The sequence below is a fragment of the Candidatus Jordarchaeum sp. genome, from assembly GCF_052745115.1.
Genome location: NZ_JBRAKS010000061.1, coordinates 1 through 14,890, shown reverse-complemented (window position 1 = coordinate 14,890; position 14,890 = coordinate 1). Strand labels below are relative to the sequence as shown.

Annotated in this window: 12 protein-coding genes; 7 read left to right on the top strand and 5 right to left on the bottom strand. The window is 41.3% G+C overall.

Annotated features, from left to right (window positions below; genetic code table 11):
- Positions 1-393: 393 nt before the first annotated feature.
- From ACUVXA_RS06310 to ACUVXA_RS06285, 6 genes are all read left to right on the top strand, one after another.
- Positions 394-828: a hypothetical protein gene (locus ACUVXA_RS06310; RefSeq protein ID WP_445870399.1), complete on the top strand. Its 435-nt coding sequence runs from the start codon at positions 394-396 to the stop codon at positions 826-828.
- A 165-nt stretch (positions 829-993) separates the two neighbouring features.
- Positions 994-1,767 (top strand): hypothetical protein, encoded by a 774-nt coding sequence (locus ACUVXA_RS06305; protein WP_445870398.1) that lies wholly within the window; start codon positions 994-996, stop codon positions 1,765-1,767.
- Between the two features lie 242 nt (positions 1,768-2,009).
- Positions 2,010-2,408, top strand: a complete 399-nt coding sequence (gene nikR / locus ACUVXA_RS06300) for a nickel-responsive transcriptional regulator NikR (RefSeq protein ID WP_445870397.1) — start codon at positions 2,010-2,012, stop codon at positions 2,406-2,408.
- 175 nt (positions 2,409-2,583) lie between these two features.
- Complete coding sequence (locus ACUVXA_RS06295; protein WP_445870396.1) at positions 2,584-3,420, top strand: energy-coupling factor ABC transporter permease; 837 nt, start codon at positions 2,584-2,586, stop codon at positions 3,418-3,420.
- 124 nt (positions 3,421-3,544) lie between these two features.
- A complete protein-coding gene (locus ACUVXA_RS06290) occupies positions 3,545-4,285 on the top strand; it encodes an energy-coupling factor transporter transmembrane component T family protein (RefSeq protein WP_445870395.1) in 741 nt (246 codons plus the stop codon).
- Positions 4,282-5,133 carry an energy-coupling factor ABC transporter ATP-binding protein gene (locus tag ACUVXA_RS06285; RefSeq protein WP_445870394.1) on the top strand — a complete coding sequence of 284 codons (852 nt, stop codon included), beginning with the start codon at positions 4,282-4,284 and terminating at the stop codon, positions 5,131-5,133. The genes ACUVXA_RS06290 and ACUVXA_RS06285 overlap by 4 nt, the downstream gene beginning before the upstream one ends.
- An 87-nt stretch (positions 5,134-5,220) precedes the next feature.
- Here ACUVXA_RS06285 and ACUVXA_RS06280 read toward each other — a convergent pair whose 3' ends face one another.
- The 4 genes from ACUVXA_RS06280 to ACUVXA_RS06265 form a co-directional block, all read right to left on the bottom strand.
- Positions 5,221-6,666 carry an FAD-binding oxidoreductase gene (locus tag ACUVXA_RS06280; RefSeq protein ID WP_445870393.1) on the bottom strand — a complete coding sequence of 482 codons (1,446 nt, stop codon included), beginning with the start codon at positions 6,664-6,666 and terminating at the stop codon, positions 5,221-5,223.
- 130 nt (positions 6,667-6,796) lie between these two features.
- The gene (locus tag ACUVXA_RS06275) at positions 6,797-8,020 is read right to left on the bottom strand and encodes a (Fe-S)-binding protein (protein ID WP_445870392.1); all 1,224 of its coding nucleotides are present in this window, start codon (positions 8,018-8,020) and stop codon (positions 6,797-6,799) included.
- Between the two features lie 18 nt (positions 8,021-8,038).
- Positions 8,039-9,367, bottom strand: a complete 1,329-nt coding sequence (gene glpB, locus ACUVXA_RS06270) for an anaerobic glycerol-3-phosphate dehydrogenase subunit GlpB (protein WP_445870391.1) — start codon at positions 9,365-9,367, stop codon at positions 8,039-8,041.
- A gap of 3 nt (positions 9,368-9,370) precedes the next feature.
- Positions 9,371-11,011 (bottom strand): FAD-dependent oxidoreductase, encoded by a 1,641-nt coding sequence (locus ACUVXA_RS06265; RefSeq protein WP_445870390.1) that lies wholly within the window; start codon positions 11,009-11,011, stop codon positions 9,371-9,373.
- Between the two features lie 300 nt (positions 11,012-11,311).
- Here ACUVXA_RS06265 and ACUVXA_RS06260 point away from each other — a divergent pair, with 300 nt between their 5' ends.
- Positions 11,312-12,922, top strand: coding sequence for a hypothetical protein (locus ACUVXA_RS06260; protein ID WP_445870389.1), 1,611 nt, complete (start codon positions 11,312-11,314; stop codon positions 12,920-12,922).
- Positions 12,923-13,091: 169 nt separating this feature from the next.
- Here the strand turns inward: ACUVXA_RS06260 and ACUVXA_RS06255 are convergent, their stop codons facing one another.
- Entirely contained in the window at positions 13,092-14,552 is a 1,461-nt protein-coding gene (locus ACUVXA_RS06255; RefSeq protein ID WP_445870388.1) for an FGGY-family carbohydrate kinase, read from the bottom strand.
- Between the last annotated feature and the right edge of the window lie 338 nt (positions 14,553-14,890).

Here is a 14,890-nt window from a genome sequence, read left to right as displayed (position 1 = left end):
GCTCACCAGCCAAAACCAGTTTTAATAACCTATTTCATTTTCAAATACTGAAACCAATAACCAATATACGATTACAAATCTTAAGAATATGTTTATCCAAAAAATGGATCATTATTTAATAATTTTAAAAACTAAGATCAATCCCACTTAAACCATCAATATTTAGTTTATCTTGTGAATACATTAGAAAGATGATATTAATTTTAAAATGCTAATCAAGTTTTTTGGATTATGTCATAATATCACAGTAAAATTAATCAATACTTCTGATATATTGAAAAATACTATCCAAAATTTATTTAAAACTCCTATTACGTAATGTCTTTTTGAACCTAAACCTTATATTTGTAAAAGTCTTTATTTTTCTTGACAATGCATTGATGGAGGTTAAGTATGTCATTCTCTAATGACGAAAAATTGGAAATAGCTAAAACATTTTGTCTCGCCACAATTGTTAATGGTTACCGGTTTGCCCAAAATATTGGAAATGAAAAAGAATACGCTACAGCACAGGGGATTAACGCCGCACATAGTGTCAAAAGAACTTTTGGAAATGATAAAGAATACGCCTTGCGCTACATTCTAATGATAGGGACATCGTTGGGCGTTCCACACCCTAAAGAAGTAAAGGGTAAAAAATTTGAAGCAGAGTGTGACCCGGAAAACTGTGGATACTACTGCACAGCGAGAATAAACGGTGTAACGAACTTTTGCCCCGACTTTTGTGAATCATTTATGAAATCTTACTGTAACGAGTTTGGTATATCGGTGAAAATTGAGCCTCCAAAAAATGGAAAGAAGGGAAAAATTGAATACAAAATTGGATAATAGCCTGTAAAAATATAAGAATAAGTAATTTTTTATTATTTTCAATATTTTTGGTTCACTACGTATAAATATTTTGTAGTAGTGTAACATAATTTTTATATAGAGGTTTCACCTAAATTTTATTAAAATATTATTCAGAATTTATGCATCTCTGGGGTAATAGATTTGGCAGATGCAAGCAGCGAGAATAGCGAAATTTGTAATGAGCCACGAATCGAATTGGAAGAACTCATTACTTCTATCTTGGTTAAATCCGGAATGAGCCTCCAAGACGCAGACACTTTATGTTGTAAGTTAAAGGCCTTCTCACCCAAATATCATAGTATGATTTTAAAATACGCAGGATTTCCTACAGAACTTCAATCCACTGTATTATCTCTCTTAGAAAAGCAAGATAAAACTGAAAGGTTAGAAGAGGATCAAAATCCGGAAACTTGTACTGAGCTTTCTCTAGAGGAACAAGATATTGCCAGTATCGACAATCAAAGCGATTCCCTAGAGCCTGTAGTAAATGAAGAGCTTCAAAAGATGGGAAAGACACTAACTGAATCTACGGTGGAAATAAAGGATACCGTGGTGAAACCATCTGAAGAAAAAATTGAAGAAATAACAACAGACGAATCGAATATAATTACAAATGAAGAAATAACAACAAGCACAATCCAAGAAGTAGAAGAGAAGAAACCCGTTATTAAACAAAAAATTTCGCAAGGATATGTTCCACTAGAAAATGATATTGAAAGCAAAAAAGAGATGCAAGAAGTATTGCAGCAGATAGAAAAAAGCTTTAACAAAATGATTTTAGAGGAACAAGAAGAAATAATACCACGTTACATCACATTGAAAACATTCCTCTGCAAAGAAAAAAAAGAAATGGATTCCTCTTGCATAAAATGCCTTATAAATAATAGCATTGACTGCCCATTATTTAAACCCTAAAAATAAAAATAAAAATAAAAATAAAAATAAAAAATAGTTCAAAGAAAAAAGTTCTCAAAAAATATTAAAACATCTCCCAAATTTTTTTAATCCAACACTAAATGAAACTCGAGAGCTCGAAAGCACTTCCAAACATATTTTCATATGATTCTTCCCCGGTAATGGGCGTATTTTAAAATTTAAATTACTTTTTCATCTATAAATTTATTAAGTTTGTAAATTATTATTTTTCGTGATGTTATATGCCTATTATTAGTCTTTCTATCAACGATAGTCTCTTGGAAAAGTTAGATAAGGTTTTGGAGTATAGGGGATATACTAGTAGATCTGAGGCTCTCAGGGATTTTATTAGGGATATTGTTGTTGAGGCGGAGTGGGCGAAGGGAACTAGTGAGGAAACTATTGCAGTTATTATGGCGATTTATGATAAGAGTGTTCACCGTGAACCTTTGTTTAGTTTAGAACATGAATATGATGATGTCATTTATACTCTAATGCACATGCATTTGGATAAGATAAACTGTTTAGAGGTTTTTATAGCTAAGGGTACTTCAAAAAGAATAATGGAGATTATAAGTAAGATTAATCAGATAAAGGGTATGAAGCAGATTAAGTATCTCACCACCCTGGCTGAAGTTTAAGGGATGCCATCATTTTTTATTTAAAAAAATCATTAAAAAACTCCTAGTTAAGTCTTAAATCGGGAAGAGTGGTTAATCTTTACCCAAGTTTTTAGCATATTTTTATTAATAAATGGAAAGATTTTTATATATTTTTTATTAAAAATATTATAAAAAGTTAATAATGGTGAAGTGTATGGCCCACATACATTTACCCGACGGTATTATTCCACTTGAATGGGTTGCCACATGGTTTGTAATAACTGCAGGAATACTGGTCCTCAGCCTCTACATGATAAGAAGGAAAGGGGCTTCTCAACGGCAGATTGTACTATTTGCGCTTCTCACAGGCCTTCTATTCATAATAATGCAGATACCTATTCCAACACCTCTCGGAGGAACGCATCTAAATTTCACACCCTTGGCAGGTATACTAGCGGGTCCATGGTTTGGAGCAATAATTGTATTCTTAATAAACATCTTTAGTGCCGCCATAGGTCACGGCGGGGTTACGGTCATAGGAGCGAACACGACAGTCCTCTTTGTTGAAGTCGCTGTGGCGTACGTTATATATTTAGGTTTGAAACGTTATTTTGGGAGGAGAGATTTGTGTGCAGGCATAGCTACTTTCACGGCTCTCATTCTTGGTACTTTTCTGGCGGTTGTTATTATTACCTTCTCTGGTGGTTTCCAGCAATTTCAAACCGCACTAATTAACTTCATGCATAATCCTTTGATTCCTCTTCCGCAAATATTTCCACACGAACTAGAACCTATAGGAAACATGCTCTTGGGATGGCTCATCGAACCGATTTTCGGCCCAATTATGCAAATCAATACCTATTATGCGGTTTTCAATGCAATCATAGCTAGTACAAACGCGTTCAGCGCTTTTCTGGCTGCTATGCTGCCTGTTAACACTATTGTTGCGGCTATAGAGGCAGTAATAACAGCAATAATTGTCGAAACTCTAGGTAGATCAAGACCGGACATTCTGGAGGAATCAGTGATAGTTGATGAAGCTTTCGATTAGTAGAGAAGGTGACATACTGTTTAGAACTTCACATAAGACGACTATCCAACTTTGTTTGAGTGGTTTGACCACTCATTTTTTATTTAGTATGTGGTAAGATTGTCAGAGTTAGGAGATGTTTATATTGGAGTTGCATTCTTTGCTTCCCAATCCTATGATTATTGATTACTGCTCAACTAAAGACACAGTACTACACAGATTACACCCTGTTGTTAAGCTTGTTTTTTCTATTGCTATGGTTTTAGCTATAGTGTATCTTCAGACTCTTCGCTTAATCTTAGTTTTATCAGTTTTAGTTTGGATAATGTTTGCTATTGCAAGGTTGCCCCTTGGAAGACTGCTTATCTGGAGTGCTATACCCACATTCTTTGTGGTGTCGATTGTGATATTTCTACCTTTTATTGGATATGGTTGGGAGTACATTCTCACAGTTGTGGTTAAGGGGATAACTGCAGCTTGGTACATTTTCTTACTCATTCTATCAACTCCCACCATGAGCTTGGGAAAGTACGTGTCTCGAGTTCTTCCTTCTTGGCTTTCTGACGCGTTCTTACTATCTTTAAGATATATTTTCTACTTTTTTGGAGAGGCTCAGAAAACGTTTATAGCGGCAAATGCGAGGCAAGGAGAAGGGATTCCGTGGAGTAAAAAGATCAAACTTTTTGGATCAATGATAGTTAATCTAATTTTAAAGGGATATGATAAGACAGAAACAGTGTATGTTGCTATGAAGTCGAGAGGCTATACAGGTCGTATGAGGCTCGTTTCGGATGAAAGGTTTAGGTTACGAGACCTAGCATACCTTTTTCTGGCTGTATTGATACCTTTAGTTCCTATATATTTGGAAATGGTGATGGTGTTATGACTATTGCTATTAGAATGGAAGACGTGAAACACAGGTATCCGGATGGAACGCCCTCACTATATGGAGTGGATTTGAGTATAGAGGAAGGTGATTCGGTAGCAGTACTGGGAGCTAATGGTTCCGGAAAAACCACTCTTCTTTTACACTTGAATGGCACCCTACACCCCCTTGAAGGCTCTGTCTATATCTACGGGAAAAAGATTACGAAGAAAAATGTGGATTACGCTAGAAAAAATGTTGGAGTTATTTTCCAAGAGTCCGATGACCAGCTTTTTATGCCAACGGTGATGGATGACGTAGCGTTCGGAGCATTAAACATAAAACCTAAAGAGGAAGCCTTAGAAGAAACAGAGAAGCTCCTTAAAGAATTAGACTTGTACAAGTTCCGAAAAAAGGTTCCACACTTCCTGAGTGGAGGCCAGAAGAAGCTGGTGGCACTGGCGGGCGTCCTAATTATGAGACCAAAAATCCTAGTCATGGATGAGCCAACAGCTAATCTAGACTTTGAAACGAAGAACATGATAATCTCAATCATTAAAAGATTAAAAAAGGAATACAAATTCACTCTAATTTTTACTAGCTTTGATGTACAAATAATTCCAGTACTCGCAGACAAAGTGGCAATAATGAAGAAAGGCAGGGTAATCGCATACGATGAAACAAGAAAAATTTTAACCGATGAAGATTTGCTCAAGCAAGCCGGGGTCGAACCCCCACCATTTGTTCGACTGGCTAAAAGACTCGGATTTGATAGGATACCTTTAACACTAGAAGAGGCGGAAGAAGAATTCCAAAAAATGGGACCTATTTGGGAAACAAAATTGGAACAAAAAATATACGTCAAGTAACAAACAGAAATTGTTTAAACACAAAAAACTAATGTTGTTTGAAACTTAGACGGTTAAAAATGGGTAATCCCCCAAAAAATTAAGTTTTTATATTGCTTCGAATCCCATTTTTCCCGGGTTCATTATATTATTTGGATCTAATGCCTTTTTGATTGCTTCTAGTGCTTTGAATCCGGCTTCTCCGTACTCTTTTCTCATCCATTTCGCTCGGGAGAGACCGACGCCGTGATGGTGAGCGACTGATCCCCCTATTTTGTGGCAGGCTTCTAAGCCTAGGTCCCAGATTTCGATATACGTTTTTAGAGCTTTTTCTCTGTCTGGCTCTTGGTAGGCGAAGATTATGTATATGCTGCCTCCCTCCGGGTAAAAGTGGGAGAAATGGGACATTATGAAGACGCTGGGATATTTTGCGATTATGGCTTCCTTCACGCCGTAGTAGAGGTCTTCCAGCTTGTCCCAGGTTGTGACCACGTCAATGGTGTCAGCGACTAGTCCCATTTTTTGCCGGTCGGGGTGTGGGAAGTACATGTCGTATCTGTGGTTCCACCAGTATTCCGCTAGTTGTTTGTCCACCTCTTTACCCTCGTTTTTGACAACTATTTCCGTTGTTATTTTATCCTCGAAGTCCACGATTTCCTTTACTCCATCAAAGGCCAGAATCAGGTAGCACGCCCCGGGAGGTAATTCAAGTTTTCCCTTTAACGTGAAAACGGTGTCCAGTTCATCGTAAAGTCTTATAACTGCGGGTTTCAGGCCCTTTCTGAAGATTTGTCTCACTGTTTCGAGGCCTGTTTTGAGGTCTTTCATTATGAATGCTTTAAATCTTCTTTCCTCGGGGAGGGGATGCAGTCTTAGGGTCACCTCGGTTATTACTCCTAGTGTTCCCTCGGAGCCTATGAATAACTGGTTTAGATTGGGGCCCGTGGAGGATCTGGGTGTGGTTTTGGTGCGCATGATTTCGCCATTTGGCAGCACTACCTCCATTGAGATTACCATGTCTTCTATTTTGCCATATTTGGAGGACAGGGAACCCGCTGAACGGCAGGCGACAAATCCTCCCAGACAGGAGGTGTACTGGGATGCGGGAAAGTGTCCTGTGGTGAAGCTTGCTTTGTTTAATTCTCGCTCTAGGTCTTCCCCAATTATACCGGGTTGGGCGGTAACAGTGGCAGATATTTCATCTATTCTCAGAATTTTGTCCATTTTTTTAACATCAAGAATTATTCCTCCCTGAACGGGTATGATTTGCCCGCAGGCTCCAGCACCCCCAGCGAAAGGTATAACGGGAATCTTCTTTGTATTAGCAAGACGCAGAATTTTCGATATTTGCTCCTTATTTTCCACATGGACGACGAAGTCTGGTGGAGGTAACATTTTGCCCATATCGATCAGCATCAAGGCTTGGGGCCAAGCGTCTCTGGAGTAGCATATTTTATCAACTTGAGAGATAGAAACGTTATCAGCTCCTACAATATCTACCAGTTCGTCGTAAATCATTTTCTTCACAAAGTCGGACTCCAAGTTTTCTTTCACTCCTAATACACCTAGTTTTATTTGATTCCTATGCTTCTTCTGAAGCCATTAACCGAGATTATTGGAATTGAGGGTGAATGGTTAAAAGATTTATATTTTATTTTTAGTTTTTTCTTTTTAGGTTTACTGTTTAAGCTCCGTATAATCTTTTCGCTAGAAAAACTGTGTAATCGAGGGCTTCTGTTTTGGCTTTCTTCCTGAATAGGGCTTGATCTATTTGTACCAAGCAAAGGGGGCAGGGTGTCACCACTTTTTGAGCTCCCGATTTTTGAATATCTTCTATTTCTTTTCTAACTATTGCCCGGGATATTTGAGGATTGTAAAGATTTAGTAATCCGCCGGCTCCACAGCATCTTTCTGGGTCCTCTAATCTTTTAATCTCCACGTTTGGTAAAATTTCTAAGATTTCTTCAGCGTAATCCGTGGTATATTTACCCACGTGGCGGTCTAGGTGGCATGGTGAGTGTAGGGTGACGCTTACGTGCTCGGGGTGGTTTTTAAGCAGTTTCTCGAATTTTTCTCTTCCAAAATCCTCAATGATGTATTCTATTATATGTTTTACTTCAAAGTCAGCATTATTTCTTTGTCGTATCCCTTCAAGAGTTGCGGTGCATCCGGCACAGGTGGTAACAACCGTTTTTACTCCCAGATTTTCCACTTTCTCAAGAAAGTCTTTTTCTAGCTTATCAACCATTTCCGAGTCTCCCATTAGAATTGCAGGTAGACTACAGCACCTTAATCCAGGAAGCAGCGTGTAATCGACACCAAGTTTTTCCAGCACTAGTTTGGCACTCTCCCTTATTTCCGGGAGAAGGTTGTCGGCTTGGCAACCGGGAAAATAGAGAACCTCAGCATTGGATTTAATCTTATCCGGCATATAGGGAAGCCCCAGCATTTCCAACCTACCCTGGGCACTCTCAACTCTGGCCTCCCCCTCCATTGGTTCAAAGGCTAAGCCGTGCTCTTTCAGGTTTTGCAGCATGGGTTCAAAGCTTTCGGGCACCAGGTCCCTTCTCTGCTCGAAGAGTTTTGATCGGATCAGAGTGACCATGTCTGGTACTGGTACGTTTTTGGAGCAGATTTCTTGGCAGCGTCCACACTGGGTACAAAAGTATACTACGTCTTTTGCTTTCCAGAACTCTCTCACGGTTCTTGAGAGCTCGCTGGTTATGCTTCTGGGACCAGAGTAGGATTCGTGCTTAATAACTTCCAGGATTGGGCAAACCGCTAAGCATAATCCACAGTTTTGACAGGCTTCCACCTTTTTATAGGTTTCATCCTCTTCCGGTTCCATTCTGGTTATATCTTCTTCCTGCAATATTCCCTCTATGTGTTTAATCTCTTTTTCCGGCATATTTTATCATCCTCAACCCTAAGCGTTCAGCCCCACCACGTAACCTGTGGATATAGCCACACCCATTCCGCTCTTCTCCGCCATGTAATTGTACCCGGATAGGATAGAACCGGCGGCATACAAGTTGCTGTACACTGGTTCTCCCTCCCGGGATAAGGGCTGTAATTTTTCGTTAACCTTTATTCCGCTGGAAAAGAGCTGGTGTCCACCCTTTGGAAACACCTCTCTGCTCAGTAACTTTTCCAAGTACACCTCTTCCAAGTTTGAGCCATCACCACTAAAGACCGGTAGATTGAATATTGACTCCTTAAGGAAATCACAGTCTTCCTTTAGGCCTCCACCTAGGAAGCTACCGGAAGCTAAGATGTAGGTGTCGGCTTCGATTTCGGTTATTTTTCGGCCTATCTCCACTTTTAGACTTTTTACAGCTTTGTTATAGTTTGCACCCACAACTTTGTATCCTCTTCGAACACTCGCCCCCGCTTTCTGTGCTGCCTTTTCAAGACGCCTCACAAGTCTGTATCCTGGAACAGACGGGGGAAAGGATATGAGCTCAAAAACTTTTGCCCCCGTGGCTTCTTCTAGGATCTTAAGGTTTTCTTCCGGAGTCTCCAATCCCGCCGTAGGGATGGCGATGTATTCTGAGGATTTTACAATTTTTTGAAGGTTTTGCCCTATTTTTTTAAGCACCTCTGAGTCATCCATTTTTCGGGCGATTTCTATTGCTAGTATGTCGCCCCTTTGTTCCAAGCCGGGAATATCCAAAAATGAGTGGCCCACGGATTTAGGCTTAATTCCAAGACGGGACACTATATCAGAGAAGGATTGGGCGCAAAACTTTGGATTGTAGTCGGGAAACCCCTTCACACCCACGAAGACTACCGAGGAGTCAACGAGATTTTTTAGGTTACCGCCATAGATTGTCGAGGGACAGAGGCACGTGGGTTTGAAAGTACCCAAAAAATTTGTAACCAAGATGTTTTCATCAAGGGAACCCTTAAAATTGACTCCCACAGACTTCATACTTTCAGCGAAATCCTCTAGGGCTTTACGAACAATTTTCTCGGATTCCTGTGCTCTCTTATCTGGTTCGGTTTTTCGCCCCCCACCCAAAATTGAATACGGGTGATTCTTATAACCGCTAGATAAAGCACGTAGCCCCTCGGATGCGGAAGCAAACATGCCATTGGAGGGTGAATATCCCGCTACGTCGATTACGCCGGAGGATTGTATGGTGGCTCCGGAGCCTTTTTCTGCCACTAGGACTTTGAGCCCCTTCTCAGCCGCTTTTCTTGCTGCGGTTAGCCCCGCTGCTCCGGCCCCTACGACAAATACATCCACTTTCATGGCTTAGTCCTCCTTCCATAAGTCGAGGAGATTATCATAGTTTGCTATGCTGGCGTATATCGCCTGGTTGATTTCTTCCTCGCTTACTTGGTCTCCTCGGAGAATTACGCACTTACCCTTCCATCTTTCCTGTGCGAAACCTATAGCGTCCCTGTGTACTTGCTCGGGAGTTAGGTTTAGCTCGTCTGCCATAATGGTCAGGGCTTTATAGTTGCAGAAGGTGCTCTGGCAGGGCCCCATTCCTAGCCTCACTCTCCTGCGGAGGTCGCTCAGGTTAGTTGCGAACTCGGTTCGCAGAGAGTATCTTATCTCAGCCTCGGTTAGGGATTCGCATCTACATACGGTGGACTTGTACTCGGGATTTTCTTGGGCAAGTTTTAGAATTTCTGGTGTATTGGATCCGTGTCTCGTCGCTATCCGGCCCACGGTGTGTGTGGGCATGGTGTACTCCTCAGCCCATAGTTCAATGTCCATATCGCTTTCTGAACCGGGCAGGGGTTCTATGTGGGTCCTACACTCAGCCTCGATACCCAGTTTCTGGCATATGAGGTCGGTCATTTTTTCAGCCATTATGCGGTAGATAACTAGTTTTCCTCCCTCGAAGCTCACATATCCCTTTACTCCGTCGCGCTCCTCATGATCTATGAGTTTGAAGTTGCGGGTCGCATCGTCCTCAGATATCCACCATTCTGGTAGCATGGGTCGCACACCGCAGTATGTTCGGACAACACGAGCATCTCTTATTGAGGGTACTGCCACCTCCATACTTGATATGAGATACTCTACATCATCATAGCTGGTTTCGACATCATCCGGGTCTCCGAAAATATCCCAAGCGGTAGTACCCAGAATTGTTGAGCTAAAGTGGGGAAAGAGATACGCTGATCTGCCGTCCAAGGCGCGGCAGACAACCGCAGTTCCAGTTACTCTACGGTCAAAAACAACATGAGACCCCTTATTTAGTCTAAGAGGCTGATCTATGCCAGCCATTTTTGAAATCCTAGACACCCAGGGTCCCGCACAGTTAGCAACAAACTTTCCGTAAATTTCCTCAACTTTCCCAGTCTTCTTATCCTTTACTTTTACACCTTTAACCTGGTTTCCCTCTCGAATAACATCTATAACTTCAGTATAGTTACGCACATCTGCCCCATGATTCTTTGCAGACAGAGCGTTAATGATACAGAGCCTGAAAGGATCAATAAACATCTCGTCCAGATAGGCGGCTAGAAGTATTTTGTCACTTAGTTTAGGTTCAATTTTTCTCGCTTCCTCAGTACTCAAAAGCATTATGGGACTTGCTCCCCGCTCCGCGGTGTACTTACTGTAATCCGTTTTGCTGGAAGTTCTAGCCTTTAAATCAATTTCATTCACGATTGCGGTAATTATTGGAAGACGGAAAACAATGTGTTTAGCAATATTTTGCAGGTACACCACTTCCTTGGTACACATGGCAACCATTTCCGGCTCATTCAGATACTTAACACCGCCAGAAATCATACCCGCACAGGCGCCAGAAGTGCCGGAACCAAAATCGTTTCTCTCCAGGAGAATGGTTTTCAATCCACGCATAGCACAGTCTCGGGCAGTGCCCGCACCAGAAGAACCGCCACCAATCACAATGACATCATACTCTTCCTTCAAACAAGACATCTCCATAAATTAGAGTAAAGCACAGAGATAATTAGAGAAACTTTATCAGAATTAAACAAGTTTTTTAAACGACCTCCAGTCATTTGGGCGGGAGCCAAACATTAAACTCCCAATTGCTATTAGTTCTTCAATCCTTTAAAAGTTTAATCACAAATAGAAAAAGTAATTCAATCCTTTTCAATTACAACCCAGACTATAGAAAAAGAGGTAGAATATACTAGATGGAGAGAAACCGTTATAAAAAAGGAAACATTATAATTTTTTATTGGATTTTACTTATAGGGGATTAAAATGCGAACAGGGTCGGGCTTGGCAGTGGTGTTTTTTGCCTTTGTGCTGGTTCTTAGTTTTTATGGGGTTAGTAGCACTACGCCCACAAATTTTGTTTGGGGAGTTATGGACTTCCCAGTTGCTTCTTTAAGCTACCACAGTAAGTATGGAATGATGCCAGTTTTGTATAATGTTAGTCCAGGTGCCTTTCCCCTCCTCACGGGTTCTTATAGCTTGGGTGGCTTTCACACTTTTCCCGTCTTTAAGGGTGCAAAATCCGTTTTCCCGGCTCCCGGCTCGTTTAACGGTTACATTGGCTTAGGCCTCAGTTCCTCCAAAGCGGTTAACGTTTCAATATATAGCCAATGGGATTTGATCAGCACATTGGGTGAAGGTGCTCCGCTTTTTACTTTTTACAATGTAACCCGGCTGTACACCGTAGTGCCTTGTCCAGAAGGTTTGCCTCCGGAACTAATGAAAGGCTTTCTGGATGCCCAAGTTTTTCCGTCACCACTTCTCTCAATGACTATTACTGACTCCTTTATTGTTTCTGTTGAAAACAATGGAACCGTTGACGCAGTTGCCACCGTGAGCCCCTTTGTTGTAGGGTTTCAAATTACCATAAACCCCACATACTTGTTCTCCTGGGCTTTCCTTATCTTTTCAGCCTTTTTCACCACACTAACGCTTCTCAGCGAAATCGTTCCGAATGTGACAAGGGAAGATGTCTATGAGCGGAATATTCTTCGTAGCGGCTTTAAACTTGCTCTGCGTGAACCTCTTCAAACAGTGCTCCCATATACCCTCCTTATTATTCCCGCTCCATATCTTCTCCTATATATTTTGGAGGCAGTAAGCAGATTTTCCGCATACTGGGCTCCTTTTATAACATTTTTCGCAATAGTTGATATTCGCCAGATTGGAGCCTTTGTGCCAATCGCCCTTGCAGCCGCCGTCGTGTTGCCCATGTTTCTTATTGCCCATATTGTGGTATACTCTCGAGTGGGTGTAATTCGTTCTCAAGCAGAAGGAGTTAAGGAGCAGGAGCCACTGAGTGCGGGAGTTAATCCCTATATTCTAGTGGGGGGTCTTCTATTAGTTCTAGGATTATACCTGGATTATGTATTTTTTACGCATCTTACGGAGATCTACATGCAACTCGATTTGTATACTCTGGGAAACATTGCTTGGGTTCTAGCAATTTTAATTCCCATTGTGGTTTTCATTATTTCTATAATTTACACTCTTCGAGTTGTTTCCGCTTCAGCTGACCGTGACGAACGAAGTTCAGGAGAGATAGTTTCAGAAATGAGACGCCCCTACTCTAGACTCTTGGGACTTATGCTATTAGATTTTTTCATAATTCTTCCCGTAGGACTCGTTCTCGGTGTCCTCGGTGTTTATCTTCTTAATCCTCTCAGTTACCCTCTGACCTTATTATACTCCCCAGTTGTTGAAAAAAGTTTCACAACACTGATGCTGTCAGGGTCGATAATTTTCGGGGTTCTTGTCAGCTTCTTCTTCACCCTACCCCTAATACTCAACACACTACTTTACTTTAGACTTAAAACAATAAGTAGATATGAGGAGCGAGAAGAGAAAAAGGAACCGCCTTCCTGGTTCGAGGCTTAGAACAGTAACAAATTGAAAACTCCACAATTTTTCGAGAGCCAAAGGAGGCCATTTATTAACAAGCACAGGATACTAGTATCAGACATTTTAAAAATACTAAAAAAGAAGATGGGAGTTGGGTATAGAAAACACTGAAAGATACCTCTTAGTTTAATAATTTTTTCCTATTCTATTCTGCGGCCTGTATTTTTGAAAATCCTGATAGTAGAAGCTCCATAAATTTGGGATGATACTCGTTGTAGATTTTTTGATTCTTGGGATTGGGTTCCCTTGTTTCAAGTATTTTTATCATTGAATCAACAGCGGCTTCTATTCCGCTGTAGCATCCTGTTCCACAGCTAGTCAGTATGGCAGCCCCTACTGAGGTGGATTCGGCTAACTGAGGCACCACCACTTTCTTTCCCACGATGTCCGCTTGTATCTGTCTCCAGAGAGGAGCGCGTGCTCCACCGCCGTCTATGCGTAGCTCTTCAATATTAACGCCCATTCCAGCCATCAGGTCTATCATTCCACGCATCCCGTAAGCGGTTCCTTCCATAATAGCTCTTGCCACATGTCTTCTGGTGTGTGCAAAAGAAAGGTTCACGATCTCTCCTCTAGCAAACATGAACAGGGGAATTACAAACAGTCCTGCTGATCCCGGTTCTACGGTTTCTGCCTGATCCTCAATTATGGCATAAGGATCTATTCCCATGTTTTGAGCTAGTGTTTTTTCCTGATGGCAGAACTCGTCTCGGAACCATTTTAGGATGGCTCCCGTACCAGGTAATACTCCCTCCAGAACCCAGCGATCCTTTAAGACATGGGGTAGTGTGAACAAAATACCTAATGGATCATAGATGGGTTTTTCCAGATTTGCATCCACGAAAGTTCCTGTTCCGGTGGTAGCCTTTGCTATGCCCTTTTTAATTGCTCCTACACCTACACTAGCGCATTGCTGATCCCCTCCACCCACCACCACGGGGGTTCCAGCAACCAATCCGGTATGGTTTGCAGCCTCTTTGGTTATCTCGCCAATAGTGGTACCCGCCTGGTAAAGATCCGGCCACTTATCTACCGGAATTCCGAATTCTTGCGCCATTTCATCGGACCATTTTAAGTTTTCAGGATCGAGTATACCGTATATGGAGTTGGAGTAGTCTGAGCCATAAATTCCGGTGAGCTTGAAGTATATGTAAGAGTCTGTGCTTACAAACTTGTGTGTTTTTTCAAAGATTTCGGGATAGTTGTCCTTTATCCAGTAAATCTTCTGAATGGAATACTTTTGCCCAATTTTTCCTTTCACAGCCTTGAATGAGGGAGATTCTCTTGCATCCATCCAGGTGAGCGCGGGATGGAGGACTTCACCATTTTTATCCACGGGACATATGGCTGCTCTCTGGGTGCATACACCCAGCCCCACGATGTCTTTGGGGTTTATTCTTGATCTTCTTATGGCTTCCCTCATGGTTTCTCCTGAAGTTCTCCACCAATCCTTTGGATCCTGTTCTGATTGCTGGGGGACATCAGCCTTTGTGGGATATTCGGTGTAGGAGGTACCAATTGTTCTGGCTTCCAAATCGTATATAATGGAGCGAGTTCCTGTGGTTCCAATATCTAGAATTGCTATGTATTGACCTCTCTCACCCATATTTTTCACCTCAAATTCTTAATATTTACTTTTTATTTATTACATCGCATATTTAACAATTCTTCTTAAAAATACTCACAATGAGGGAAAATTGTGATACTTAAGGAAATTTTCTCTTTTAGGGTTAAAAAAAGGAAGATTATATAAATGTGTTAAGCCTAATAGATGGTTTAAAACTAAAGGGAGAGAGAGTATTTGAGTGAATTATGGAAACGCAAAGATGGTAAAACCAAATGGCAAGAAAATGAAATCCCTTATCCCCGTATGCATACAACTTATCCCGAATTCATTATTAGAGCCGCAGCGTTCCTTTTTACCAATATCGAAGGCTTGCCGGG